The sequence below is a fragment of the Streptomyces sp. NPDC026394 genome (assembly GCF_055567735.1).
In genome coordinates this window covers 590,157-616,459 of the sequence record NZ_JBVHPX010000001.1, presented here as the reverse complement: position 1 = coordinate 616,459, position 26,303 = coordinate 590,157, and the positions used below count along the sequence as shown (strand labels likewise).

The following is a 26,303-nucleotide window of genomic DNA, read 5'->3' as shown; positions in this document are numbered from 1 at the left end:
GGACGATCCTCACCCGACACGTCCCGCACCGCCGCACAGTCAAGGCCGCATTCCGGGACACTCTGCCCTATCTGTCGTGTGCCCGGGGAAAGGACGCGACGCCATGTCGGAGACCGCCTCGACCCGTGCCATCCGCAGTTCGCATGACCGCCTCTCGACCACCGCGCCCGCACTGTTGTCCTCGCTCGTCCCCCTGCTCAGCGAATGGCTGCCGCGGCAGCGGTGGTTCGCCGGCAAAGGGCGGCCGATCACGGGCTTCGAGCTGGTGTCGGCGACCGAGTTGCTGCCGTGCGCGGCGGGTGGCGCCACACCGGGGCTGCTGCACCTGCTCGTACGGGCTCAGCAGTCGGCGGCACCCCCGGGGGCCCCGCATCCGGTGCCACCGGAGGGCCCGGCCGAGCCGGCCACCGCGCCGACCGCGGGCCCGGTGGCGAACGGGGACTGCTACCAGCTCCTGCTCGGCGTGCACAGCGCCCTGCCGCCGCAGCTCGCCCCCGCCGTGATCGGCCGCCCGGCCGGCGGCCCGCTGCACGGGCGCACGGTCTACGACGCCCTGCTGGACAACCGGCTGTGCGCCCTCCTGCTGGAGCGGCTGCGGGTGCCGGGGCGGCTCGGCGGGCTGCGGTTCTGCCGGGTGGCCGACAGCACCATCTCCTCCGGGCTGCCCGCCCGCCCGGTCACCGCCGAACAGACCAACTCCTCGGTGGTCTACGGCGATTCGTACATCCTCAAGGTGTTCCGGCGCACCGCGCCCGGCCTCAACCCCGACCTGGAACTGCCGCTGGCGCTGGCCCGCGCCAAGTGCGGACGGGTCCCGGCGCCCGCCGCATGGTTCGAGACCGACCCGGAGGCGGGCGAGGGCGAGCCGGTGACGCTCGGCGTGCTCCAGCCCTACCTGAGCGGCTCCGCCGACGGCTGGCAGCTCGCCCTGAACGCGCTCGCCGTGCAGGCCGACTTCACCAGCTCCGCGCGGGCCCTCGGGCACGCCACCGCCGAGGTGCACACCGCGCTGGCCGAGACGCTGCCCACCACCGAGCTGCGCCGCCCGCAACTCGACGCGGTCGCCGCCCAGATGAACGAGCGGCTGGTGGCCACCGCGCGCGTGGTGCCCGCCCTGCGGCCGTACTGCGCGCGGCTGCGCACCGCCTTCGACGACCTCGCGGCGCTCGGCCACGACGGCCGCGCCTGGTCCGCCCAGCGCATCCACGGCGACCTGCACCTGGGCCAGACGCTGCGGACCGCCGACGAGGGCCGCTGGTCGCTGATCGACTTCGAGGGCGAGCCGTCCCGGCCGCTGGCCGAGCGGCGCCGCCCGCAGCCCGCGGTGCGCGACGTGGCGGCCATGCTGCGCTCGTTCGACTACGCGGCACGCAGCGGACCTTCGGGCGGCGACCCGTGGTCGCTGGAGTGGGCCCGGCGTACCCGGGCCGCCTACTGCCTCGGGTACGCGGAGGCCGGCGGGCTCGATCCGCGCTCGGCGCCCGAGCTGATGCGGGCGTACGAGACGGACAAGGCCGTCTACGAAGTGCTGTACGAGGCCCGCCACCGGCCGAACTGGCTGCCCGTACCGATGGCCGCGGTGCGGCGGCTGGCCAGGACGCACGCGTCCCGGGACGCGGCCGGCGCGGACCCCGGGGCCGGCCCGGACCTGGACGGGTCCGATGGGCGCGCATGAAACCGCGGGAGCGGGCCACCCGGAGCGGTACGGAGCACCGGCACCGGTGTGCGCGGCCCCGGTCCGTCCCGCGGGCGCGCGCCCGGTGCGCACCAGACCCCCGCATCACAGACAACCCTGATCGCTGACATCTGGCCGAGGAGGCTCCTCTCGTGACCGCCCGTTCGTCGTCCCGCCACCCATCGCAAGAACCCGCGCCCGCCCGTGGCACGGCCGTCCGGGGCGCGCCCCCGGAGGCATCCGCCGGCCGGTCCGGTGTCCCGGCGACCTTCCTGCCGGGGCGTGATGAGCCTGCCGGGCCCGGCGGGGCCGCCTCGCCCTCCGCTCCCTCCGCCGCCGAAACCGACACCGGAGCCGAAACCGCCACGTCCACCGGCACCGAAACCCCGTCGTCCGCCGAGCGGCCGCCGCACCAGCGGGACCACGGCGAACCCCTGCCGGAGCGGGCCCGGCGCGCCCGGCCCGGCGGCAGGCAGTCCGGTACGCCGACCGACGGCGCGCCGCCCGACCCCGCCCCGGAGCCCAGTGGCGGCAGCCACGGCGTACGGACCGCGCCGCCGCTCGGCGCCGAGGACCGCGACCGGCTGCTGGCCGGCGCGCATCACGACCCGCACGGGCTGCTCGGCGCGCACCCGGTGCGCGGCGGTGTGCTCTTCCGCGTGCTGCGCCCGTACGCGCAGGCCGTCACCGTCCTCGCCAAGGGCCTGCGGGCGGACCTGCACGACGAGGGCGACGGCCTGTTCGGCGGGGTGCTGCCGCTGTCCGCGGTGCCCGAGTACGAGCTGCTGGTCTCGTACGAGGACAACGACGTGACCGTGCACGACCCGTACCGCTTCCTGCCCGCCGTCGGCGAACTGGACCTGTACCTGTTCGGCGAGGGCCGCCACGAGGAGCTGTGGCAGGCGATGGGCGCCTGGCCCATGGTGCACCAGGAGGTGACCGGCACCCGCTTCACCGTCTGGGCGCCGAACGCCCGGGGCGTGCGCGTCGTCGGCAACTTCAACTACTGGGACGGCACCGGCTTCCCGATGCGCTCGCTCGGCTCGTCCGGCGTGTGGGAGCTGTTCCTGCCCGGGCTGGGCGAGGGTGAGCTGTACAAGTTCGAGATCACCCGGCCGGACGGCTCGAAGACGCTGCGCGCCGACCCGATGGCCCGCCGTACGGAGTGCCCGCCCGCCAACGCCTCCGTCGTGCACGCCTCGCACCACCGGTGGCAGGACGCGGCGTGGATGGAGCGGCGGGCCGAGCGCCCGGTGCACGCGGCGCCGTTCTCCGTCTACGAGGTGCACCTGGCGTCCTGGCGCCCCGGGCTCACGTACCGGCAGCTCGCCCAGCAGTTTCCCGCCTACGTCAAGGACCTGGGCTTCACGCACGTCGAGCTGATGCCGGTCGCCGAGCACCCCTTCGGCGGCTCCTGGGGCTACCAGGTCACCGGCTTCTACGCGCCGACCGCCCGGATGGGCACCCCCGACGACTTCAAGTACCTGGTCGACGCGCTGCACCGGGCCGGGATCGGCGTGCTGATGGACTGGGTGCCGGCGCACTTCCCGCGCGACGCGTGGGCGCTGGCGGAGTTCGACGGGCGGCCGCTGTACGAGCACGAGGACCCGGCGCGGGCCGCGCACCCCGACTGGGGCACGCTGGAGTTCGACTACGGCCGCGCCGAGGTGCGCAACTTCCTGGTCGCCAACGCGGTGTACTGGTGCGAGGAGTTCCACATCGACGGGCTGCGGGTGGACGCGGTCGCCTCGATGCTCTACCTCGACTACTCCCGGGAGAGCGGCGAGTGGACGCCCAACGTGCACGGCGGGCGGGAGAACCTGGACGCGGTGGCCTTCCTCCAGGAGATGAACGCCACCGTCTACCGGCGCTGCCCCGGCGTCGTCACCGTCGCCGAGGAGTCCACCGCCTGGGACGGCGTCACCCGCGCCACCCATCACGTGGGGCCCGGCGGCTTCGGCGGGCTGGGTTTCGGGCTGAAGTGGAACATGGGCTGGATGCACGACTCGCTGGGCTACGTCGGCAAGGAGCCGGTGCACCGCAAGTACCACCACAACGAGATGACGTTCTCGATGGTGTACGCGTACTCGGAGAACTACGTCCTGCCGATCTCGCACGACGAGGTGGTGCACGGCAAGCGCTCGCTGGTCTCCAAGATGCCCGGCGACTGGTGGCAGCAGCGGGCCACCCAGCGGGCGTACCTCGGGTACATGTGGGGCCATCCGGGCAAGCAGCTGCTGTTCATGGGGCAGGAGTTCGCTCAGGGGGCCGAGTGGGCGGAGGGTCACGGCCCCGACTGGTGGCTGCTGGACCCGTCGTACTCCGCCGAGCCCGACCACCGGGGCGTACGGGACCTGGTCCGCGACCTGAACCGCCGCTACACGGACACCCCCGCGCTGTGGGAGCAGGACACCGTCCCGGAGGGTTTCTCCTGGATCGTCGGCGACGCCAGTGAGGACAACGTCTTCGCCTTCCTGCGGTACGGCACGGACGGCACCCCGCTGCTGGCGGTCTCGAACTTCTCGCCGGTGGTGCGGCACGCGTACCCGATCGGGGTGCCGGCGGACGTGGCGGCGTGGCGGGAGGTGCTGAACACGGACGAGGTGCGGTACGGCGGGAGCGGGGTGGGCAACCCCGACCCGCTGAAGCCCGACGCGTCGGTGCCGTGGCACGGGCGGCCGGCGTCGATCACACCGGTGCTGCCGCCGCTGGCGACGCTCTGGCTGCGGCCGGTGTGAGGAGGCCGGGGCACTTCACGGGCCGGTGCCGGGGCCGGTGCCCCGGCCCGTGCCCCTGTCAGCCGCCCATGGCCCGCTTCCAGCCGTCCAGGAAGGGCGCCTCGGCCGGGTCCGGGCGGTCGGTGGCGTTCATGACGCGGTGCCAGTACGGGTAGTAGGCGGGCAACTGGGAGAGCTCGGTGAGGCGGGCGGTCTCGGCATCGGTCAGCCGCAGCTCGGTGGCGGCGAGGTCGTCGCGCAACTGCTCCTCGTTGCGGGCGCCGATCACCAGGCCGGTGACGCCGGGGCGGCCGAGCAGCCAGGCGAGCACGACCCGCGGGACCGAGGTGCCGTGCGCCTCGGCGATCCCGGCGAGGCACTCGATGATGTCGTAGGCCCGCTCCTTGTCGACCACGTGCGGTTCGGGCCAGTCGGTACCCTGGCGGGTGGTGGGCGGTACCGGCTGCCCGCGCCGGACCTTGCCGCTGAGCAGCCCCTCCCCCAGCGGGCTCCAGACCAGGGTGCCCAGGCCCTGGTCCAGGGCGGCCGGGAGGATCTCGTACTCCGCCTCGCGGGCTTCGGGGGTGTAGTAGACCTGCTGGGCCACCGGCGCGACCAGGCGGTGCAGCCGCGCGGTGTACAGCGTCTTCGTGATCTGCCAGCCGTTGAAGTTCGAGACGCCGACATAGCGGACCTTGCCGTCGGCGACCAGCCGGTCCAGCGCGGTCAGGGTCTCCTCGACGGGCGTCTGGCCGTCCCACTGGTGCAGGTAGAGCAGGTCCAGATGGTCGGTCTGGAGACGGCGCAGACTGCGCTCGACCTCGCGCAGGACGCTGTACGCCGACGAGCCGCCCTCGTTGGGCCCGTCGCCGACCTGCATCCGGACCTTGGAGGCGAGCAGGACGTCGTCGCGACGGCCGCGCAGCGCCTCGCCGGTGATCTCCTCGGCCTGGCCGAAGGAGTACATGTTCGCGGTGTCGATCATGTTCACGCCGGCGTCCAGCGCGATGTCGAACAGCCGGCGGGCCTCGTCCGTACCGAGCCCGCCGATCTGCGCGAACTGCTCGCGCGCGCCCACGTTGAGGGTGCCGAGCACGAGCCGGGACACCTTCAGGCCCGACCGTCCGAGCGTGCGGTACTCCACGGTTCCTCCTCGGTCGCCGGTGCGGGTGACGCCCGCGATCAACCGTAGGCGCGGGACCGGCGAGACGCACGGCAGGCCGGGCAGGGCGGTGGCGTGGCCCCTGCGGGGCGCCCGGCCGGGGCTGTGCCGCGGGCTCTCAGTCCGGGTCCCCGGTCAGCTCGGCGCGCAGCCGGGACAGGTGGGCCGGCCACTCCCGGCCGCCGTCCGACGCGTCCCACAGCTCGGCCAGCTCGGAGTCGGGCGCGAGCACCCGGTCCAGGGCGTGCGCCGCGAGCACGGCGAGTCGGCGCGGCGGCTCGGGGACCGTCAGGCCGGGGGCGGGCACGGGGCCGGCCGGGGGTGTGCCGCCCGCGCGGGCGGCGGCTATCAGGGCCGCGGCGGCCACGGCCATCTGGCCTTCCGGGGCTTCGAGATAGTCCCGTTCGGCGGCGGCGCTGGACAGTACGCCCCGCAGGGCGCCGAGCCGCCGGTCCTCCGGCATGGCGACCAGGTCGTCCAGCAGATCCGCCGCCCCGTCGTTGTCGAACAGCCCCGTGCCCCAGGTCCCCATCAGCGTCCGCCCCTCACTCGTCACCACCCACGCACCCGAACCACCACCGGGCCGATTGCATCGTGGCATCTGCCACTGACAATCGACCCGGTGGTGCGGTGCCGGACCGCGCGGGGGCGGCTCAGCCGCGCGTGGACGCGCCGCCGCTGCCCGCCGCGACCTGTTCACGGGCGGCCTCCGGAGCGGCCTCCGAACCGGCGCCCGGCTGCTGCGTACGGCGGCGGCGCGGCAGCAGTACGGCGACCAGCAGCGTCCCCACGCCGAGCACGACGGCGCCGATCAGGCTGGTGTGCGCCACCGCGTCGGAGAACGCCCCGCGCACCGCGTCCGCGACCGCCTGGGCCTGCTGGAGGCCGAGCGCCTGCGCTTTCTCCGGACCCGCCTCGGGCGCGGCGCCCTGGGCGACCTGCTTGCCGACCTCCTTGGCGACCGCCAGTCCGGCGCCCACCGAATCCTGTGCGGTGGACAGGGCGTCGCCGGGCAGCTTCGGGCCGCCGTGCGCCGCCGCGGACGCCGCCGCGTCGGACAGCTTGGAGGAGTAGGCGCTCGCCAGGACGGAGCCCAGGACGGCGATGCCGAGCGAGCCGCCCAGTTCGATGGAGGTGTCGTTGACCGCGCCGCCGACGCCGAGCTGGTCCTCGGGGAAGGCGCCCATGATGGCGTCCGTGCACGGCGACAGGGACAGGCCGATGGCCAGGCCCAGCACGATGAGCGGGGCGAGGAAGTCGCCGTACGAGGAACCGGCGTCCACCCGGGTGAGCAGGGCGAGGGCGACCGTGCCGCCCACCATGCCGGTGGTCACCGTGACCTTCATGCCCAGCCGCGGCGTCAGGAAGCCGGTCAGCGCGGCGCCCACGAAGACCGCGCCGGCCAGCGGCAGCATCCGTATGCCGGTGTCCAGCGGGGAGTAGCCCAGGACGAACTGGAGGTGCTGGGTGAGGTAGTAGAACGCGCCGAAGACCGCGAGGAAGAAGAGGGCGACGGCGAGGTTGGCGCCGGCGAAGCCGCGGTGGGCGAAGCGGCGTACGTCCAGGACCGGGCGCGGGTGGCGCAGCTCCCAGACGACGAACAGGACCAGGCCGACACCGGCGGCGACCGCGGCGCCGACGGCGCGGGCGTCCCAGCCGAAGTGCGGGCCCTGGATGAGCATGTAGATCAGCGAGCCGACCCAGACGACGGACAGCAGGCCGCCGACGTAGTCGAGGCGGTCACGGTGGCCCGCCTTGGAGGCCGGGACGACCAGCAGCGCTCCGACGATGCCGAGCGCGGCGACCGGCACGTTGATCAGGAAGGACGAGGACCAGCCGTGGTCCTCCAGCAGCGCGCCGGCGACGAGCGGGCCGACGGCGATGGCGAGTCCGGCGGTCGCGGTCCAGATGGTGATGGCGAGCGCGCGTTCGCGGCGCGGGAAGGTGGCGGCCAGCAGGGACAGCGTGGCCGGCATGATCATGGCCGCGCCCACGCCCATCACGGCACGCGCCGCGATGACGCCGCCGGAGCTGTCCACCAGGGCGCCCGCGACCGAGCCGCCCGCGAAGACCAGCAGGCCGAGGACGAGGGCACCGCGGCGGCTGTACTTGTCGCCGACGGCACCGAGCATCAGCATCAGCGCGGCGTACGGGACGGTGTAGGCGTCGATGACCCACTGCAGGTCGGAGCTGCTCAGGCCCAGGTCGGCGGTCATGTCGGGGGCCGCGACGGTGAGCGAGGTGTTCGCCATCACGATGATCAGCAGGCTCAGGCACAGCACGCCCAGGGCCCACCAGCGCTTCGTATAGGGCCGGTCCGTGTCCTGGACCGGCCGGGTCTCCGTAGGAGCCACCCGATTCACCCCTGTCTCTCCCCATGCTTCCGGTGGCGCGCGTCCACGCGCACGATCTTGCACATGGCTGTGCAATTACACAGCCGTGTGCAATTTACGTCGCTGCACAGCGATGTGCAAAATGAGAGGAGAGCGGGACCGTGACCGCACGCGTCCGCCGACCGAGGAGCCGCCGCGCCATGACCGCACTCACCAGCCGGGCCCACGCCAACCGCCGCCGGATCATGGACATCGCGCTGGCCGAACTGCTGCGGCACCCGGACGCGACCATGGATCAGATCGCCCGCGCCGCCGGGGTGGTGCGGCGCACCGTCTACGGCCACTTCCCGAGCCGGGAGGCGCTGATCACCGCCCTGACGGACGCCGCCGTCGAGGACGTGACGACCGCCTTCGCCGACGGCGCGGCCGACCCGTCCGAGCCCGCCGACGTGGCGCTGGCCCGGGCCACCCTCGCCACCTGGGCGTGCGCCGACCGCTACCGGCTGCTGGTCTCGCTCGCCCAGTGCAGCGTCACGGACGCGGGCATCCGGGTCCGCCTGGAGCCCGTACGGCGCCGGGCGACAACCATCCTGACGCGCGGCCTGGAAGCAGGACTGTTCCGCTCACCGCTCACGCCACGCGCGCTCGCGCACGTACACGAGCACATGCTGTTCGGGTTGATGCAGGCGGTCAACGACGGCGACCTGCGCGCCGAGGCGGCGGGCCACGCGGCGGCGGAGACCGTGCTGGCGGCGGCGGGGGTGCCGGCCGGGCGGGTGGCGGAAGCGGTACGGGAGGCGGAGGCGTCGCCGACGGTGGCTGACTGAGAACCCGGCCGCATCGCGAGAGTTCCCGGCCCGCCCGACAGCCAGGCCCCGTACGACTCCCGAAAGAAAAGCACAGCGCCTACGTGCCGCGCGCGCCGGCCCAGGGGCTGCCTCCGGCACGTCGCGCCCATACGCGTACGGGCGGTGCGCACGGAAAACCCGTACGCACCGCCCATGGTGACGCATCGCGTGCCGAACGGCCGCGGCCCGGATCAGACCTTCGCGGGTTCCTTGGAGCCGCCCGTGGGCCGGGCCGCCGGGCCGGCCGCCGCGGTGCCGTCCGGACCGTGCCCGTCCGCACTCAGCGTCCGCTCGTCGAACGGGAGGCGGCCGCCGAGCACCTCGCCCACCCGGGACTTGTCGATCTCCTTGGTCCAGGTGCCGACCAGGACGGTGGCCACCGCGTTGCCCGCGAAGTTGGTCAGGGCGCGGGCCTCGCTCATGAAGCGGTCGATGCCGACGATCAGGCCGACGCCGTCGACCAGTTCCGGGCGGTGCGACTGGAGGCCGCCGGCCAGCGTCGCCAGTCCGGCGCCCGTGACGCCGGCCGCCCCCTTGGACGCGATGATCATGAAGACGAGCAGCGAGACCTGCTGGCCGATGGAGAGCGGGCTGCCCATCGCCTCCGCGATGAACAGCGAGGACATCGTCAGGTAGATGGCGGTGCCGTCCAGGTTGAAGCTGTAGCCGGTCGGCACGGTGATGCCGACGACCGGCTTGCTGACGCCCAGGTGCTCCATCTTCGCGATCAGCCGCGGCAGCGCGGACTCGGAGGAGGAGGTGGACAGGATCAACAGGAACTCCCGGCCCAGGTACTTCAGGAGGGAGAAGATGTTCACCCCGGCGATCAGGCGCAGCAGCGTGCCGAGCACGACCAGGACGAATAGCAGACAGGTCACGTAGAAGCCGACCATGATGACGGCGAGCGACTTCAGCGCGTCCACGCCGGTCGCGCCGACCACCGCGGCCATCGCGCCGAACGCACCCACCGGCGCGGCCCACATGATCATGGACAGGACGCGGAAGACCAGGCGCTGGAGGTGCCCGATGCCGCGCAGCACGGGCTCGCCGGAGGCGCCCATGGCCTGGAGGCCGAAGCCGACGAGCAGCGCCACCAGCAGCGTCTGGAGCACCTGGCCGTGGGTGAGCGCGGAGACCAGCGTCTCCGGGATGATGCCGAGCAGGAAGTCCGTGGTCGACTCGGCGCCACCCTTGGTCTGGGCCTGTCCCGCGTGCCGCAGCGACTCGGTCAGGTGCAGACCGGAGCCCGGCTCCAGGATGTTGCCGACCACCAGGCCGATGCCCAGCGCGACCGTGGACATCACCATGAAGTAGCCCAGTGCCAGACCGCCGACCGCGCCGACCTTGGCGGCCTTGCGGACCGAGCCGACACCCAGCACGATCGTGCAGAAGATCACCGGCGAGATCATCATCTTGATCAGGTTCACGAAGCCGGTGCCCAGCGGCTTCAGCCCGACGGCGAAGCCGGGGGCGGCGAAGCCCACGGCGATGCCGGCGAGCACGGCGACGATCACGGCGATGTAGAGGTAATGCGTCCGGTCCCGCTTCTGCTGCGGTGCGGTCTCCTCGGTCGTCCCCCCGGGCGGTGGGGTGTGTGCGGCCACGGCTGACTCCTCGGTCTTCGGTCCTGCGCCGGTCTGCGGCTCTGCAACCCGTACGCGGCCCGTGTCGTGCCGGTACGCGGCCCGTACGCAGAACAGTCCCGGTGACTATGCACGGCGTTGTGGCGCCCGTCACCCTTGCGTGCATTTCGTTCACGCGTCAAGGAACGGGCAGACTGTCGGCCATGCCACGTTCCCGACGGGGGGACCCGCCGCGCAGCGCGCGCCCAGCACCTGGTGCGACGGGCGCGCGCCGCCCTCGCGTCCGGTGGCCGCGCAGCCTGGCCGGGCAGTTGTTCGCCGTGCAGGTGGCGCTGGTCGGCGTGGTGGTGGCGGGGTACGCCGCTTTCGCGTACGTCAGCGCCGGGCGGCAGGCCGAGGAGACCGCGCGGCGGCAGACGACGGCGGTGGCCGCCGCGGTCGCCGACGCGCCCGCGGTGGCGCGCGCGGTGCGCTCGGCCGATCCCACCGCGGAACTCCAGCCGTACACCGAGCGGCTGCGGCGGGCCGCCGGGGTCGACTTCATCGTGGTCATGGACCCGGCGGGCAGGCGGTGGACGCACCCCGAGCCGTCCGCCATCGGCCGCACCTACCTGGGACGCACCGAGGAGGCGCGGGCGGGCCGGACCTACACCGAGACGCACCGGGGCCGGCTCGGCCCTTCCGTACGGGTGATCACGCCGGTGCGGGACCGGGAGGACGGCGGGCGCATCGTCGCCCTGGTCAGCTCCGGCATCACCGTCGAGGCGATCAGCGACGGGCTGCGGCGGGAGGTGCTGGCGCTGTCCGCCGTCGCGGCCGGGGCGCTCGCGCTGGGCGGACTCGGCACGTACCTCGTCAACGCGCGGCTGCGCCGGCACACCCACGGCATGAACGCCGCGGAGATCGGCCGCCTGCACGACTACCACGAGGCGGCGCTGCACGCGGTGCGCGAGGGGCTGCTGATGCTGGACGGGCAGCGGCGGGTGGCGCTCCTCAACGACGGGGCGCGCGAACTCCTCGGCCTGCGCGGCGACCCCGTCGGGCGGCCCGTCACCGGGCTCGGCCTGCCCGCGCCCCTCACCGACACCCTCCTCTCCCCCGCCCCGCACACCGACGAACTCCACCTCACCGACGACCGGGTGCTGGTCGTCAACACCTCGCCGGTCTCCGGCGGCGAACGGCGCGGCACCGTCGTCACCCTCCGCGACCACACCGAACTCCAGGCCCTCTCCGGCGAGCTGGACTCCGTGCGCGGGGTCACCCGGGCGCTGCGCTCGCAGGCGCACGAGGCCGCCAACCGGCTGCACACCGTCGTCTCCCTGGTCGAGCTGGGCCGTACGGACGAGGCCGTGGAGTTCGCCACCGCCGAACTGGAGCTGGCCCAGGCCCTGACCGACCAGGTCGTCGGCGCGGTCGCCGAACCCGTCCTCGCCGCCCTGCTCCTCGGCAAGGCCGCGCAGGCCCACGAGCACGGCGTCGAGCTGGAGCTGACCGCCGACAGCCGGATCGACGACGGCGTACTGCCCGCGTCCCTGCCGCCGCGCGACCTGGTCACGGTCCTCGGCAACCTCCTGGACAACGCGATCGAGGCGGCGCCGGAGGGCGCCCGGGTGCGGGTCACCGCGCTGGCCGACGGCGGGGAACTGCTGCTGCGGGTGGCGGACAACGGCGGCGGCGTACGGGGAGCGGCGGACGCGGAGGACGTGTTCCGGTGGGGGTGGAGCACGAAGGGCGGCGCGGGCCGCGGGCTGGGACTGGCGCTCGTACGGCAGGCCGTGCGGCGGCACGGCGGGACCGTACGGGCGGGTGCGGCGCCCGAGGGCGGCGCCGAGTTCACGGTACGTCTGCCGCTGCCCGCCCCGGCCGGGGCGGGCACCGCCGGATGACCGGGCCGCACACGGAAGCCGCGCCGCCGCTGCGGGTGCTCGTCGTCGAGGACGACCCGGTGGCGGCGGACGCCCATGCCCTGTACGTGGGCCGGGTGCCGGGGTTCGCCGTGTCGGGGACGGTGCGTTCCGTCGCCGGGGCCCGGCGGCACCTGGACCGGCACCGCGTCGACCTGATCCTGCTGGACCTCTTCCTGCCGGACGGGCACGGCCTGGCGTTCGTCCGGTCGCTGCGGGCGGCCGGGTACGGCGCCGACGTCATCGCCGTCACCTCGGCGCGTGATCTGGCCGTCGTCCGGGAGGGTGTCTCGCTCGGCGTCGTGCAGTACGTGCTGAAGCCGTTCACGTTCGCCACGCTGCGCGACCGGCTGCTGCGGTACGCCGCCTTCCGCGCGACCGCCGGCGAGGCCAGCGGGCAGGACGAGGTGGACCGGGCCCTCGCGGCCCTGCGCGCGCCGCAGCCCGCCGCGCTGCCCAAGGGGCTGACCGCGGCGACCCTGCGCCTGGTGACCGACGCGCTGCGTGCCGCCCCCGGCGGCCTCGGCGCCACCGCGGCCGCCGAACAGATCGGCATCTCCCGTATCACGGCCCGCCGTTACCTCGAACATCTCGTCGACACGGGCCGGGCCGCCCGCGCCCCGCAGTACGGTCAGGTGGGCCGTCCCGAATTGCGGTACCGCTGGATGGGGCATTGACCTCCCTTTATCCCTGACTTACGGTCACCGGGCAGACTGCCGTGGCTAGTTGGAGGTCATGCCGTGCGCCGCACCGCTCCGATGGCTCTGCTCACCTCCGCCGTGCTGGCCGCCGGCGCGCTCACCGCCTGCGGCGGCTCGGGAGGTGACAAGAACACCGTCGAGGTCGCGTTCATCAAGGACACCAACAACAAGGTGACGGTCCGGGACGACTACATCGAGGCGGTGGCCCGCGCGTTCGAGAAGGCCCACCCCGGCAAAAAGGTCAAGCTGCTTCCGATCCAGGCGTCCGAGAACGACTACTACGCCAAGATCCAGCAGATGATGCGCTCCCCGAAGACCGCCCCCGACCTGGTCTACGAGGACACCTTTCTGATCAACTCGGACATCACCGCCGGGCTGCTGCGCCCGCTGGACGACCACCTCGCCACGTGGGCGGACTGGAAACAGTTCGAACCGGCCGCGAAGGCCGCCGCGCGGGCGCAGGACGGCAGGACGTACGGCGTACCGGACGGCACGGACACCCGCGGCCTGTGGTTCAACAAGAAGATCTTCAAGAAAGCCGGACTCCCGCAGAACTGGCAGCCGAAGACCTGGGACGAGGTGCTGGACGCGGCCCGCACCGTAAAGCGCGAGGTCCCCGGCGTCATCCCGCTGAACGTCTACACCGGCAAGGGCGCGGGCGAGGCCGCCGTGATGCAGGGCTTCGAGATGCTGCTGTACGGCACCGGCAAGGACCAGCTCTACGACCCGGCGGCGAAGAAGTGGGTCACCGGGAGCAAGGGTTTCCGGGACAGTCTGGAGTTCATCCGCACCGTGTACGCGGAGAAGCTGGGTCCCGACGTGTCCGACGCGCTCAGCCCCAACATCCAGACCAACGTCGCCACCGAGCTGATGCCCGAGGAGAAGCTCGCGATCAACCTGGACGGCTCGTGGCTGGGCCAGCAGTGGCAGCCGAAGGGCGGCGGCAAGCCGTGGCCCGAGTGGCCGACGACGCTGGGCCGGACGGCGTTCCCCACCCAGAACGGCGCGGCACCCGGCCGGGTCAGCCTGGCGGGCGGCTGGACCTGGTCGGTACCGCGGCAGGCGCAACAGCCCGACCTGGCGTGGAAGCTGATCGAGACGTTCCAGACGCGGCGCAACGCGCTGGAGTGGTGTGTGCGCGGCGCCCAGATCGCCGTACGCAAGGACGTGGCGGCGGACCCCGCGTACCTGAAGTCCCTCCCGGGCATCGACTTCTTCACCGACCTGGTGCGGGTCAGCCACTACCGTCCGGCGCTGCCCGTCTACCCCAAGGTGTCGGCGGCGATCGGCGAGGCGATGGAGGCGGTCACCTCCGGTGACGCGACGCCGCGGAAGGCAGCAGCGGACTACGACGAGCAGTTGAAGTCCGTCGTGGACGGACAGGTCGTCGCCAAGCCATGAGCCGGTCCGCCACCACGACCAGCGCGCACGGCACGGCGGGCCGCGGTGCACGGCCCCGCCGTACGGCCCTGCTGCGCTGGACACCGCTGGCCCCCGCGACCGTCCTGCTGCTGCTCTTCCTCGCCGGGCCCATCGGCTACTGCGTCTACATCGCCTTCACCGACACGCAGCTGACCGGCCAGGAGTCCGCCTCCTTCGTGGGTCTGGACAACTTCCGGCACGCCTTCGGCGACCCCGCGTTCCTGAACGCCGTCGTCCTGACCCTGGTCTTCACCCTGATCTCGTCGGTCCTGGGCCAGAACACCCTCGGCCTGGCACTCGCCGCGCTGATGCGGCGCGCCTCCAAGACCGTCCGCACGGTCACCGGCGCGGTCGTCCTCACCGCCTGGGTGCTGCCGGAGATCGTCGCGGGCTTCCTGCTGTACACGTTCTTCGAGCGGCGCGGCACACTCAACGCGATCCTGGACTGGCTGCACCTGCCGTCGCAGAACTGGCTGTTCACGCTGCCGATCCTGGCCGTGTCGTGCGCCAACGTCTGGCGGGGCACGGCCTTCTCGATGCTGATCTACTCGGCCGCGCTCTCCGAAATCCCCCAGGAGGTCACCGAGTCCGCCGAGGTGGACGGGGCGAGCGGCCGGCAGCGGCTGTGGCACGTGACGCTGCCGATGATCCGCCGCTCCATCGGCACCAACCTGATGCTCAACACCCTCCAGACCCTCTCCGTGTTCGGGCTGATCTGGGCCATGACCCGCGGTGGGCCCGGCAACCGCAGCCAGACCCTGCCGGTGTTCATGTACGACCAGGCGTTCCTGAAGTCGCTGATCGGGTACGGCACCGCCGTCGCCCTGCTGCTGCTCGTGGTGGGCGCCCTCTTCTCCGTCGTCTACCTGCGTCTGCTGCGCGAGGAGGTGTGACGCGGTTGCCCGCCTCCCGTGCCCGGCCACTGCTGACCCGCCGCACCCGGCACCGCCTCGCCGCCGACGCGGCGCTGTTCGCCGTGACCGCCGCCTTCGCCGTACCGCTGGCCTGGCTGGTGCTCGCCTCGCTGGACACCGAGGCGACGCTGCGGGTCCGCGTACCGGGATCACCGTCGCTGGACAACTTCTCGGCGGTCCTGACGGACGAGATCACCTTCACGCCGATGCGCAACAGCCTGGTGCTGTGCGGCAGCGCCACCGCCCTGACGGTCGCCTGCGCGGCGCTGGCGGCCTATCCGCTGTCCCGCTACCGCTCCCGGTTCAGCCGCCCGTACCTGCTGACCGTCCTGTTCGCCACCTGCCTGCCCGTCACCGCGGTCATGGTCCCGGTGTACGCGCTGTTCGTCCAGGTCGATCTGATCGACACCGTGTACGGCACCGCGCTGTTCCTCGCCGCCTCCCAGCTCCCGTTCGCCATCTGGCTGATGAAGAACTTCATGGACGGCATCCCCAAGGTCCTCGAAGAGGCCGCCTGGACCGACGGCGCGTCCTGGTTCCAGACGCTGTGGCGGGTGATCCTGCCGCTGATGGGGCCGGGTGTCACGGTCGTGACCGTCTACACCTTCGCCATCATGTGGGGCAACTTCTTCGTCCCGTTCCTGCTGCTCCTGTCCCCCGGGCAACTGCCCGCCTCCGTCAGCATCTTCACCTTCTTCGGCAACTACGGCGCCATCGCCTTCGGCCAACTGGCGGCGTTCTCGATCCTGTACTCGACGCCGGTCGTCCTGCTGTACGTGCTGATCTCGCGCCGGCTGGGCGGCGGGTTCGCGCTGGGCGGCGCGGTGAAGGGCTGACCCGTCCCTCCCGAGGAGGAATCGTGAGACCGAGACCCGTCGCCGTGCTCCGTTCCCTGACCGTGCTGACCGCTGCCGCGGTGGCTGCCCTGTCCACCGTGCCGACAGCGGCTGCCGCCCCGACGGCGGTCCGCGGCGGCAACGTCCTGTACAGCGCGTCCGGCCGCTGCACCGTCGGCTTCAACGCCACCAAGGGCGGCAGCTATTACGCGATCATGGAGGGCCGGTGTGCGGGCGGCGCCCAGGACTGGTACGCCGACGCGGCCCGTACCGTCCACGTCGGCGTCACCGAGGCCGTGCGCTTCCCCGGCGAGGACTACGCCCTCGTCCGCTACACCAGCCCGGCCGTCTCCTACCCCGGCGAGGTCGACCTCGGCGGCGGCCGGTACCTCGACGTCACCGGCGCCGCCCGGCCCGTCGTCGGCCGGTCGGTGTGCCTGCCCGGTTCCGCGACCGGGCAGCACTGCGGGCGGGTGGACGCCGTGAACGTCAGCGTGAACCACCCGGAGGGCACCGTGTACGGGCTCGTCCGGACGTCGGCCTGCACCGAGCCGGGTACGGCCGCGGGCCGCCCCGCCGTCTCCGGCAGCACCGCCGTCGGCCTCGCCACGGGCGGCAGCGGCGCCTGCGCCTCCGGCGGCACCACCTACCTCCAGCCGGTCGTCCCGGTCCTCCAGGCGTTCGGCCTCACCCTGCACTGAGGGAACGCCGCGCCGGCGCGGTCCCGGCGGCTCACCGGCAGTACCAGTCGGACGGCACGCCCCGCGCCGTCTGCCCCCAGTGGCCCTCCCGGCTCAGCCGGCAGATGTTCTCGGCCGTCGCACCGACATCGACGGACCACTCCCGCACCGTGCCGTCCGCGCTGCCGCTGACCAGCGACCGGCCGCCGGGCCAGTACGACAGGGACAGCACACTGCCGGTGTGCCCGGACAGCACGGCCGTCGTACTGCGGGCGGCCACGTCCCACAGGCGTACGGTGTCGTCGTCCCCGCCCGAGGCCAGGAAGCGGCTGTCCGGACTGAAGGCCAGCGAGGCGACACTGCTGGAGTGACCGCGCAGCGTGGCGGCCAGGCGGCGCCCCGGAACGTCCCACAGCAGGATGTCGTGGTCCGTGCCGGACGTGGCCAGGGTCTTGCCGTCGTCGGCGAAGGCGGCGGCGAAGACCGGGTAGGAACGGCCGGTGAACCGGGCGACCTCTTCGAGGGTGACCGTGTCCCACAGCCGTACGACGCCCCGGTTGTGGGCGTTCTCGGTGACCGCCAGGTTCCTGCCGTCCGGCGAGAAGGTGACGGTGGAGCCGCTGCCCGAGAGCTGGCGCGCGGCCGTACGCCGGTGACGCGCCACGTCCCACAGGAACAGGTGGCGGTCGTCCCCGACGCTGGCCAGCCGCTTGCCGTCCTTCGAGAAGGCCACCTGCCGTACGGTGTTGGTGTGCCCGCGCAGCGCGGCGAGCATCCGGCCGGAGCGCACGTCCCACAGCCGGACCGTACGGTCGGCGTGCACGGACGCGAAGACATCACCCCTCGGTGAGAACTCCAGACTGGTGATCGCCCCGGGCGGTGCGGCGAGCGACCGCAGCGGCCGCGGCCGGTCGGCGGACCACAGCGTCAGCTCGCTGCCCGCGGCGGCGATGGTCCGGCCGTCCGGGGACACCGCGACCGAGGTGATCCCGCCCTCCCGGCCGCCGAGCCGCTCCCGGCCGTGGCCGGCGGCGCGCCACAGCCGGACCGTGCCGGTGTCGTCGTCCGCCGGCGCGGCCAGGGCGGTGCCGTTGCGCGCGTAGGACAGCGCGCTCGCCGACTCCACGCGCGCCGTGAACTTCTCCCGCGCGTGCCGGCGGTTCACGTCCCACAGCCGGACGATGCCGTCGTAGCTGCCCACGGCGAGGGTACGGCGGTCCGGCGACCAGGCCAGGGCGGTGACCCGGTCGGCCGTACCGGTGAGTTCGCCCGCCCGGCGCCGGCTCGCGACGTCCCACAGCCGTACCGTACGGTCCCCGCCTCCGCTGGCGAGGCTCCGCCCGTCCGGGCTGAAGGCCAGCGCGAACACCGGCTGGACGTGTCCGGTGAGGGTGGCCAGCGGCCGGTGGGTGCGCGCGTCCCACAGCCGGACCGTACGGTCGTCACCGGCCGACGCCAGGACCTTCCCGTCCGGCGAGAAGGACACCGCCGTCACATTGCCCTGGTGCCCGGTGAGGTCGGCGACCGGGCGCCGCGAGGCGACGTCCCACAGCCGGACCGCCTCGCCCGTACTGCCGGACGCGAGGGTGCGGCTGTCCTGGGAGAAGGACAGCGACATCACCCGTCCCGAAGGGCCGTCCAGCACGCCGAGCAGGCGGCGGTTCGCGACGTCCCACAGCCGTACGGTGGTGTCGTCCCCGGCGCTCGCGAGGTACCGGCCGTCCGGGCTGAAGGCGAGGGCGTAGACCGGGCCGATGTGGCCGATCAAGGTGCCGCGCAGCCGGTCGGTGGCGGTGTCCCACAGCTTGACCGTACGGTCCACCGAGCCGGTGGCCAGGGTGCGGCCGTCCGGGCTGAAGGCCACGGCCGTCACGACGCCGGTGTGGCCGGTGAACTGGTTGGCGCGGAACGCGCCGTAGGCGCTCAGCAGACTGCCCCGCGCCTCGACCGTCGCCGCCTGCCGGTAGCCGTACAGCGCGGTCAGTGCCGCCGCCTGGGGCTGCTCCCGGCGCAGCTCGGCGGCCTCCGCCGCGTACTGCCGGGACACCGCGATCCGGCGCTGCGCCTCGGCGTCCGCCCGCTGTTCGAAGGCGATGCCCGCGGCGATCAGGGCGAGCACGAGCAGGGTGCCGAGCGACGCGGTGAGCCAGCGGGCACGGCGGCCGCGACGCCGGTCGGCGCCGGTGGCGCTGCGCAGGAAGTCCCGTTCCAGGGCGTTGAGCGCGGCGCCGTGCGCCCGCGCCCAGGCCTGCGCGCCGGCCAACTGCGCGCCCCGGTACAACGCGCCCGCGTCGCGGCCCAGTTCGTGCCACGCCTCGGCGGCCGTGGTGAGCCTGCGGTGGGTCCGCAGCGCCTCCCGGTCCTCGTCGAGCCAGTGCCGCAGCCGGGGCCACGCCCGGATCACGGCCTCGTGGGCGACCTCGACCGTCCCCTCGGACACCACCACCAGCCGGGCGGCGGCCAGCTTGCGCAGCAGCCCGTCGATCTCCTGCGGCTCGGCCAGACCGTCCAGTTCGCGGCGGGCCAGCCGGCGCCGGGTGTCCTCCGTCCCCTCGCCGAGCGCGGTCAGCCGCAGGAACACCGCCCGCAGCACGTCCCGCTGCCGGGGCGCGGCCTCCTCGTACATCCGCTCGGCGGTCTGCGCGACGGCGCCCCGCATCCCGCCGGTGGCGCGGTAGTCGGCCAGCCGCAGGGTGTCGCCGCTCCGCCGCTGCCACGCCTCCCGCATCGCGTGCCCGACCAGCGGCAGCGCGCCCGGCTGGCCGGCCGCCTCGGCGAGCACCGCCTCCACCAGGTCGGCGTCCACCTGGACGCCGGACCGGACGGCGGGCTCGGCGATGATGTCCCGCAACTCGGCCCGGCTGGGCGGCCCGACGGGTAGCTGGGCGGCCGTACGCAACACGGCGACCAGTCCCGGGTGGACGAAGCAGCGCGCGTAGAAGTCGGCCCGGATGCCGACGGCCAGCCGGATCCGCCGGTCGTCGGAGCGGGCCAGGTCGGCCACCGCGCCGAGGAAGGCGGTGCGTTCGGCCTCGTCGGCGCAGAGCGTGAAGACCTCCTCGAACTGGTCGACGACCAGCAGCGCGCGGGCGGAGTCGGGCCGCGCGGCGAGCCAGGTGCGCAGGGCCAGGTCGAGCGCGGCGGGGTCGTCGTCCATGCTGCGGCGGAGGGGGGTGGCGGGGGTTTCGGGGGCGGGGGTTTCGGGGGCGGGGGTTTCGGGAGTGGGGGTTTCGGGAGTGGGGGTTTCGGGGGCGGGGGTTTCGGGAGTGGGGGTTTCGGGGGTGAGGGCTTCGGGGGCGGGAGTGGGGCCGACGTCCGTACGCGCCTGCTCGTCCGTACGCGCCTGCTCGTCCATATCCGCGGCCCCGCCCGCCCCCGTCCCCCCTTCGGCCCCGGCCCCGGCCTCCTCCCCCGCGGCCCCCACCGCCGCGGCCGCCTCGCCCACCGCGGGAACCGTGTCGGCGGCCGGGCCTCCGCCGCCCGGCGGGCCGGGTTCCGCCACCAGGCGGGCCACCGCCGCCGCCAGGGCGGTGAGCGGCCGCTCTCCCGGGGTCAGCAGTACGGGGTGCCAGTGCGCGCCGAGGTGGGGCAGCAGCCCGGCCCGCAGCAAGGAGGACTTGCCGCTTCCGGAGGCGCCGAAGACCACGGTGAGCGCGTGCTGTTCGACGCGTCCGGACAGTTCCTTGATGAGGGTCGCCCGGCCGAAGTACTCGGCGGCGTTGGCCGCCTCGAAGGCGGCCAGCCCCGGGTACGGGCACCGGGCCGTGAGCGGTTCGTCGCCGCCGGCCCCGGCGGCCGCCCGCCACCGCGCCTCCCACTCGGCACGCTCCCCGCCGCACGCCTGGGCGTAGGCCAGCACGACGTCCAGCGTCGCCAGCCGCTCCCCCTTGGCCGCCTCCGCCAGGGTGCTGGCCGAATAGTGCGCCGTTTTGGCGAGCGTGCGGTAGCTCGGCGTCCCGGCCCGCTGCCGCAGTTGCCGGAGTTCCCAGGCCAGCCGCTCCACCGGCCCGGCCTGCGGATCCACCGGCCGTTCGGGCCGTCCCAGCCGGGGCTTGTGCTGTCCTCCCCCTGCGATCCCCGCCACCTTCTTCCTGCGCCGGGGCCGCCCCCCGCGGCCCGATCTCCCATTGTCCGACTTGTTTGTCCCGGGCGAGCTGCACTTTCGGACAACTCCGCGGCGTTGCACAGTCGATGTCTCCGGCGCCGTCGGGGTGGCAAACGGGGGTGGTGCGAGTACCGCGCGTCCTCGCGCCGCAAGCACCCCGACGCGCCGGACATCCAAAACCCGGTGTCCAGCGCCCGGGGTGAGCGGGGCGGACTCCGAGCCGCCGTAGCTTCCTACGACTTCGCTTCCTGTACCTCCGCACCATAGGTGCGCCGGTGCCGCCGCCCCTACCGTGTGCCGGTGACCACGCACCCCACCGGCGGACCGCCCGGACCGCCGTTCGACGCCGCGGCGGCGCGGCGGCTGCGCGAGGCGCTCGGCATGACGCACGCGCATGTCGCGTACGGGCTCTGGGCGGCGTACGGGCTACGGGTGCCGCCCGCGGCCGTGGCCGCCTGGGAGCGGGGCGAGGCGTCACCTTCGGAAGCCGAGCTGGCCGCGCTGGCCGGGGCCCTGTGGTGCGCGCCGGGCGAACTGCTCGCGGCGCCGCGCACCTTGCGCGAACACCGGCTCGCGCGCGGCCTGGCGGCGGACGACCTGGCGCTGCGCATCGGGATGGACCCCGCCACGTACGCGCGGACGGAGGCGGCCGGGACCTGGTCCGGCAACGACCGGCAGGCGGCCGGGCTGGCCGAGGCGCTGCGGCTGCCGCCCCGCGCGCTGATCCGGCTGACCGGCCGGGACGCCCGGCTCACCGAACTGCTGCGCAGTGCCACGACCACCCGCTGGCAGGCGTACGTACGGCCGGTCGCCAAGCTCGTCCCGCTGCCGAGGCCGCGTGTGCAGGCGGCACTCCGGGGGCTGCACGGCGACTACCAAGGGCTGATGGCCGCTTCGCTGAACTGGGGCGGTGGCGGGAGCGCCGACGCATCGGGGCACGCCGGGCAGACGTTCCTCGATGGCATCCTGGAGACGTTCTGGGCGCGCACCGGCGGTGGCTGACCGCGTCCGGTCCCGACGACGGGGAGGGCACAGGTGGACGGGACGGCGGGCGGGACGCCGGGCCGGGCGGCGGAGGCGGTGACGTGGGCGGCGGCCGACGGCTCCGGGGTCACCGCGGACTTCTGGTTCGACCCGGTCTGTCCGTACACCTGGATCGCCGCGCAGTGGCTCCGGGAAGTGACCCGGGTCCGCCCGGTCGGGGTACGGCTGCGGCTGATGAGCCTCCAAGTGCTCAACGAGGGCCGTGAGGTCAACCCCGAGGACCCGGACGGCGAGTGGGGCGCGTACCTGTGGGCGCCGGTACGGGCCTGCGCGGCGGTGGAACAGCGGTACGGGCACGAGGCGCTGGGCCGCTTCTACCGGGCGCTCGGCGTCCGGCTGCACCACCGGGGCGAGTGGGACGGGATCGAGCGCGCGCTGTCGGACGCGGGACTGCCGCGCGAGGTGGCCGCGGCGGCGTGGACCACGGAGTACGACGCGGCGGTCCGGGCCTCGCACGCGCGCGCCGTCGCCCTGGTCGGAACGGACGTCGGCACGCCGGTCGTCGCGGTGGGCGGGGTGGCCTTCTTCGGACCGGTGGTCTCCCCCGCACCCCGGGGAGAGGCGGCGGGACGGCTGTGGGACGGTCTCCTGAAGCTCGCTTCCGTACCGGGCTTTCACGAGCTGCGCCGCCCGGCCGCCGCACCGGACTTCGGGCCCGGACCGGCCGCCGGGGCCTCTCCTCGTGTCGGCCACAAGTCGGACGTCCGTCCCCCCACGGGATGACGGCTCCCGCCCGGGTCGGACTTCCGGCCGGTACCGCTTTCACCACTTCGGACTGAGGCATCGGGGCCCCGGACCACGAAGAATGGGACTGCACCACCCACCTGGCTCCCGGGCCCCTTCCGGCCCCGCGAGACCGGTGTTCCGCCGGGGCCCGACCGCCCCGGCGGCCCCGCCCGTCCCCTTCCCAGGAGTTCACCCGTGTCCCACGCGGCCGCTTTCCCCGCCCCCGCCCGAGCCACCGCGGCCGTCGCCGCCCGTGCCACGGACCTGAGCAAGGTCTACGGGCAGGGGGAGACCCAGGTGGTCGCGCTGGACCAGGTGTCCGTCGAGTTCGGCCGGGGCCGCTTCACCGCGATCATGGGGCCGTCCGGTTCCGGCAAGTCCACGCTGATGCACTGCATGGCGGGCCTGGACTCCATATCGTCCGGCTCGGCCCTGATCGGGGACACCGAGCTGACCGGTCTGAACGACAAGAAGCTCACCCAGCTCCGCCGCGACAAGATCGGCTTCATCTTCCAGGCGTTCAACCTGCTGCCGACGCTGACCGCGCTGGAGAACATCACGCTGCCGATGGACATCGCGGGCCGCAGGCCCGACCGGAACTGGCTGGACCGCATCGTGCAGACCGTCGGCCTGTCCGGGCGGCTCAAGCACCGGCCCGCGCAGCTCTCCGGCGGCCAGCAGCAGCGCGTCGCGGTGGCCCGCGCGCTCGCCTCCCAGCCCGAGATCATCTTCGCCGACGAGCCGACCGGCAACCTCGACTCCCGCTCCGGCGCCGAGGTGCTCGGCTTCCTGCGCGAATCCGTACGGGCGATGCAGCAGACCGTCGTCATGGTCACCCACGACCCGGTCGCCGCCGCCTACGCGGACCGGGTGATCTTCCTCGCCGACGGCCGGATCGTCGAGGAGCTGTACGAGCCGACCGCCGACGCCGTCCTGGACCGGATGCGGCTGTTCGACGCCAAGAACCGTACGAGCTGACCCGCCGCCGACACCTCACCCCAGGACTGACACCACCACCATGTTCCGAACCGCCCTGCGCAACGTGCTCGCGCACAAAGCCCGCCTGATGATGACCGCCCTCGCGGTCCTCCTCGGCGTGGCCTTCGTCTCCGGCACCCTGGTCTTCAGCGACACGGTCGGCGAGGCCGTCAAGAAGGCTTCGGCCAAGAGCTTCAAGGACGTGGCCGTCTCCGTACAGGCCACCTCGGGCGACGCGCCGCCCATCCCCGAGGACGGGCAGAACCGCACGACCCTGCTCACCGACCGGCTGGCCGACCAGGTCCGCGCGCTGCCGGGCGTGGCCGCCGTGCACGCCAACGTCAGCGGCCGCGCCACCGTCGCCGACAAGGACAACCAGCCGATCGGCAACGACTGGCAGAACGTGGCCACCAACTACCAGCCGGGCGCGGGCGGCAAGGACAGCCGCTACCCGGTCGTCCAGGGCCGCGGCCCGGCCTCGGCCGGCGAGATCGCCCTCGACGAGGCCACCGCCGAGAAGGGCGGCCTGAAGCTCGGCGACACCGTGCGCTTCGCCACCGACGGACCGGCCCTGCACAAGAAGCTCGTCGGTATCGTCCACTCCGAGGACCCGCAGGTCACCGCGGGCGGCAGCCTCGCGCTGTTCGACACCGCCACCGCCCAGAAGCTGTTCGTGCACCCCGGCCAGTACGACGAACTCGTGGTGGCCGCCAAGCCCGGCACCGACGAGAAGGCGCTGACCGCCGCGGTCGAGAAGCTGCTGCCGAAGGACCGCGCGACGGCCACCAGCGGCGCCGTGCTCGCCGCCGAGCAGGCCAAGATGGTCGAGCAGAGCAACCAGGCGATGAGCAAGACACTGCTGGTCTTCGCCGGTATCGCGCTGTTCGTCGGCATCTTCATCATCGCCAACACCTTCACCATGCTCATCTCCCAGCGCAGCCGCGAGATCGCGCTGATGCGGGCGATCGGCGCCTCCCGCCGCCAGGTGGTGCGCTCGGTGCTCGCCGAGGCGGGCCTGCTCGGCCTGGTCTCCTCCGTCGTCGGCTTCGCCCTCGGCACCGGCATCGCGGTCACCATGCGCGCCGTGCTCAACGCCAACGGCGCCGGCTTCCCCGACGGCCCGCTGGTCATCAGCCCCAACTCCGTACTGTCCGCGCTCGGCGTCGGCGTGCTGGTGACCGTACTGGCCGCCTGGCTGCCCTCCCGCAAGGCCGCGAAGATCGCCCCGGTCGAGGCGCTGAACACCGTGGACGCGGCGCCCAGGCTGCGCGGCCTGGTCGTCCGCAACACCATCGGCGCGGTCGTCACCGCCGCCGGCGTCGCGATCATGCTCTATGTGTCCACCCTGAAGGACGCCGAGGACATCACGCCCGCCATGGCGGGCTCGGCGCTCACCCTGGTCGGCGTCATCATCCTCGCGCCGCTGCTGTCCCGGCCGCTGGTCTCGCTGGTCGGCAAGGTCACCACCCGGGTCTTCGGCGTCAGCGGCAAGCTGGCCAAGGAGAACGCGCTGCGCAACCCGCGCCGCACCGCCGCCACCGCCTCCGCGCTGATGATCGGCCTCACCCTGATCACCGGCATGACGGTCGCCGGCGTCTCGGGCCAGCGGGCCTCGGACGAGATGGCCGCCCAGGGCCTGACCGCGGACTACCAGGTCACCACGGCCAACTTCCGCGGCCTGGAGCCCGAACTGACGAAGAAGGCCGCGCGGCTGCCCGGCGTGCAGGCGGCGGTGCCCTTCCGTTCGGCCGCCTTCGAGACGGACGGCGGCAGCGGCTACGGCTCGATCACCGGCACCGACCTCGCGCACCTCGACAAGGTCACCGACCTCACGTTCGTCAGCGGATCGATGGACGCCGTGCGCGACGGCGGGGTCGCGGTCTCCCGCAGCCGGGCGGAGAAGCTGCACTGGAAGACGGGCGAGACCCACGAGGTGGGCTTCTTCACCGGCACGGAGAAGAAGGAGAAGGCCCGGCTGAAGGTCGCCGGCGTCTACGAGGACAACGCCACCGTCGGCGACCTGTTCGGCTCCACCGCGCTGGTCGACCCGCACAACAAGCCCGTCAAGGACGAGAAGGTCCTGGTCAAGACGGCCGACGGGCCCGACGCCGGGCTGGAGAAGGAGATCCGCAAGGCCCTCGGCGACAGCCCGCTGCTCAAGGTCCAGGACAAGGACGCGCTGCGCAAGGAGAACGCCGGCAGCATCGACACCGTCCTGAACATGGTCTACGGACTGCTCGGCATGGCTGTGATCATCGCGGTGGTGGGTGTCGTCAACACCCTGGCCATGTCGGTCTTCGAACGCACCCGTGAGATCGGGATGCTGCGCGCCATCGGCCTCGCCCGCAGCGGCATCAAGCAGATGGTCCGCCTGGAGTCCGTCGTCATCTCCCTGTTCGGCGCGGTGCTCGGCATCGGCGTGGGCGTCTTCCTCGCCTGGGCCGGCGGCAAGATGGCGGCCGGCGCGATGCCGACGTACGAGATGATCCTGCCGTGGGACCGCCTGGGCATCTTCCTGGCGATCGCCCTGGTCGTCGGCGTCCTCGCCGCCGCCTGGCCGGCCCGCCGCGCCGCCCGTCTGAACATGCTGGAGTCCATCGGCGCCCAGTGACCCCGAAGGCGCCTGCTCCGCCCGCCCGTCCGCCCCGTCCCTCTTCCCCCAGGGACGGGGCGGA

General features: G+C 73.6%; 18 protein-coding genes. 13 read left to right on the top strand and 5 right to left on the bottom strand.

Going from position 1 to position 26,303, the window contains the following annotated elements; translation table 11 throughout:
* Positions 1-103 precede the first annotated feature (103 nt).
* Together ACZ4QV_RS02655 and glgB are read left to right on the top strand one after the other, a co-directional pair.
* Positions 104-1,675 carry a maltokinase N-terminal cap-like domain-containing protein gene (locus ACZ4QV_RS02655; RefSeq protein WP_361146240.1) on the top strand — a complete coding sequence of 524 codons (1,572 nt, stop codon included), beginning with the start codon at positions 104-106 and terminating at the stop codon, positions 1,673-1,675.
* 152 nt (positions 1,676-1,827) lie between these two features.
* Complete coding sequence (gene glgB / locus ACZ4QV_RS02650; RefSeq protein ID WP_467762501.1) at positions 1,828-4,413, top strand: 1,4-alpha-glucan branching enzyme; 2,586 nt, start codon at positions 1,828-1,830, stop codon at positions 4,411-4,413.
* A 58-nt stretch (positions 4,414-4,471) separates the two neighbouring features.
* Here the strand turns inward: glgB and ACZ4QV_RS02645 are convergent, their stop codons facing one another.
* From ACZ4QV_RS02645 to ACZ4QV_RS02635, 3 genes are all read right to left on the bottom strand, one after another.
* Positions 4,472-5,536 (bottom strand): aldo/keto reductase, encoded by a 1,065-nt coding sequence (locus ACZ4QV_RS02645; RefSeq protein WP_361146246.1) that lies wholly within the window; start codon positions 5,534-5,536, stop codon positions 4,472-4,474.
* Positions 5,537-5,672: 136 nt separating this feature from the next.
* Positions 5,673-6,113, bottom strand: a complete 441-nt coding sequence (locus ACZ4QV_RS02640; RefSeq protein ID WP_361616640.1) for a DUF4259 domain-containing protein — start codon at positions 6,111-6,113, stop codon at positions 5,673-5,675.
* Positions 6,114-6,207: 94 nt separating this feature from the next.
* On the bottom strand, positions 6,208-7,908 hold the full coding sequence (locus tag ACZ4QV_RS02635; RefSeq protein ID WP_361146251.1) for an MFS transporter: 1,701 nt from the start codon (positions 7,906-7,908) through the stop codon (positions 6,208-6,210).
* A gap of 179 nt (positions 7,909-8,087) precedes the next feature.
* On the opposite strand from ACZ4QV_RS02635, the gene ACZ4QV_RS02630 reads away from it, so the two are divergent.
* A complete protein-coding gene (locus ACZ4QV_RS02630) occupies positions 8,088-8,714 on the top strand; it encodes a TetR/AcrR family transcriptional regulator (RefSeq protein WP_361146253.1) in 627 nt (208 codons plus the stop codon).
* A 212-nt stretch (positions 8,715-8,926) separates the two neighbouring features.
* Here ACZ4QV_RS02630 and ACZ4QV_RS02625 read toward each other — a convergent pair whose 3' ends face one another.
* Complete coding sequence (locus tag ACZ4QV_RS02625) at positions 8,927-10,339, bottom strand: cation:dicarboxylate symporter family transporter (RefSeq protein WP_361146256.1); 1,413 nt, start codon at positions 10,337-10,339, stop codon at positions 8,927-8,929.
* A 182-nt stretch (positions 10,340-10,521) separates the two neighbouring features.
* Here ACZ4QV_RS02625 and ACZ4QV_RS02620 point away from each other — a divergent pair, with 182 nt between their 5' ends.
* The 6 genes from ACZ4QV_RS02620 (at position 10,522) to ACZ4QV_RS02595 (ending at position 16,796) form a co-directional block, all read left to right on the top strand.
* Positions 10,522-12,204, top strand: a complete 1,683-nt coding sequence (locus tag ACZ4QV_RS02620) for a sensor histidine kinase (protein WP_361616644.1) — start codon at positions 10,522-10,524, stop codon at positions 12,202-12,204.
* Positions 12,201-12,899 (top strand): response regulator, encoded by a 699-nt coding sequence (locus ACZ4QV_RS02615; RefSeq protein ID WP_361586210.1) that lies wholly within the window; start codon positions 12,201-12,203, stop codon positions 12,897-12,899. Before ACZ4QV_RS02620 ends, ACZ4QV_RS02615 begins: the two co-directional genes overlap by 4 nt.
* A gap of 63 nt (positions 12,900-12,962) precedes the next feature.
* On the top strand, positions 12,963-14,324 hold the full coding sequence (locus tag ACZ4QV_RS02610; RefSeq protein WP_361146265.1) for an extracellular solute-binding protein: 1,362 nt from the start codon (positions 12,963-12,965) through the stop codon (positions 14,322-14,324).
* Positions 14,321-15,238, top strand: coding sequence for a carbohydrate ABC transporter permease (locus ACZ4QV_RS02605; protein WP_361586207.1), 918 nt, complete (start codon positions 14,321-14,323; stop codon positions 15,236-15,238). Before ACZ4QV_RS02610 ends, ACZ4QV_RS02605 begins: the two co-directional genes overlap by 4 nt.
* A gap of 5 nt (positions 15,239-15,243) precedes the next feature.
* Complete coding sequence (locus ACZ4QV_RS02600) at positions 15,244-16,095, top strand: carbohydrate ABC transporter permease (RefSeq protein WP_361146271.1); 852 nt, start codon at positions 15,244-15,246, stop codon at positions 16,093-16,095.
* A 23-nt stretch (positions 16,096-16,118) separates the two neighbouring features.
* Positions 16,119-16,796, top strand: coding sequence for a S1 family peptidase (locus tag ACZ4QV_RS02595; protein ID WP_361634129.1), 678 nt, complete (start codon positions 16,119-16,121; stop codon positions 16,794-16,796).
* A 31-nt stretch (positions 16,797-16,827) separates the two neighbouring features.
* On the opposite strand, the gene ACZ4QV_RS02590 is transcribed toward ACZ4QV_RS02595, so the two are convergent.
* Entirely contained in the window at positions 16,828-20,859 is a 4,032-nt protein-coding gene (locus tag ACZ4QV_RS02590) for an nSTAND1 domain-containing NTPase (RefSeq protein ID WP_467762500.1), read from the bottom strand.
* Between the two features lie 315 nt (positions 20,860-21,174).
* Here ACZ4QV_RS02590 and ACZ4QV_RS02585 point away from each other — a divergent pair, with 315 nt between their 5' ends.
* The 4 genes from ACZ4QV_RS02585 (at position 21,175) to ACZ4QV_RS02570 (ending at position 26,239) form a co-directional block, all read left to right on the top strand.
* On the top strand, positions 21,175-21,882 hold the full coding sequence (locus tag ACZ4QV_RS02585; protein ID WP_361586200.1) for a helix-turn-helix domain-containing protein: 708 nt from the start codon (positions 21,175-21,177) through the stop codon (positions 21,880-21,882).
* A 78-nt stretch (positions 21,883-21,960) separates the two neighbouring features.
* Complete coding sequence (locus ACZ4QV_RS02580; protein ID WP_361147342.1) at positions 21,961-22,647, top strand: mycothiol-dependent nitroreductase Rv2466c family protein; 687 nt, start codon at positions 21,961-21,963, stop codon at positions 22,645-22,647.
* Positions 22,648-22,845: 198 nt separating this feature from the next.
* The gene (locus ACZ4QV_RS02575) at positions 22,846-23,628 is read left to right on the top strand and encodes an ABC transporter ATP-binding protein (RefSeq protein WP_467762499.1); all 783 of its coding nucleotides are present in this window, start codon (positions 22,846-22,848) and stop codon (positions 23,626-23,628) included.
* A gap of 40 nt (positions 23,629-23,668) precedes the next feature.
* Complete coding sequence (locus tag ACZ4QV_RS02570) at positions 23,669-26,239, top strand: ABC transporter permease (RefSeq protein WP_361586195.1); 2,571 nt, start codon at positions 23,669-23,671, stop codon at positions 26,237-26,239.
* The last annotated feature ends 64 nt before the right edge of the window (positions 26,240-26,303 follow it).

Bases quoted from the DNA above. Each gene is read 5' to 3' on its own strand.
- ACZ4QV_RS02655 (WP_361146240.1), top strand. From the start codon at position 104: ATGTCGGAGACCGCCTCGACCCGTGCCATCCGCAGTTCGCATGACCGC.
- ACZ4QV_RS02630 (WP_361146253.1), top strand. From the start codon at position 8,088: ATGACCGCACTCACCAGCCGGGCCCACGCCAACCGCCGCCGGATCATG.
- ACZ4QV_RS02620 (WP_361616644.1), top strand. From the start codon at position 10,522: ATGCCACGTTCCCGACGGGGGGACCCGCCGCGCAGCGCGCGCCCAGCA.
- ACZ4QV_RS02615 (WP_361586210.1), top strand. From the start codon at position 12,201: ATGACCGGGCCGCACACGGAAGCCGCGCCGCCGCTGCGGGTGCTCGTC.
- ACZ4QV_RS02605 (WP_361586207.1), top strand. From the start codon at position 14,321: ATGAGCCGGTCCGCCACCACGACCAGCGCGCACGGCACGGCGGGCCGC.
- ACZ4QV_RS02570 (WP_361586195.1), top strand. From the start codon at position 23,669: ATGTTCCGAACCGCCCTGCGCAACGTGCTCGCGCACAAAGCCCGCCTG.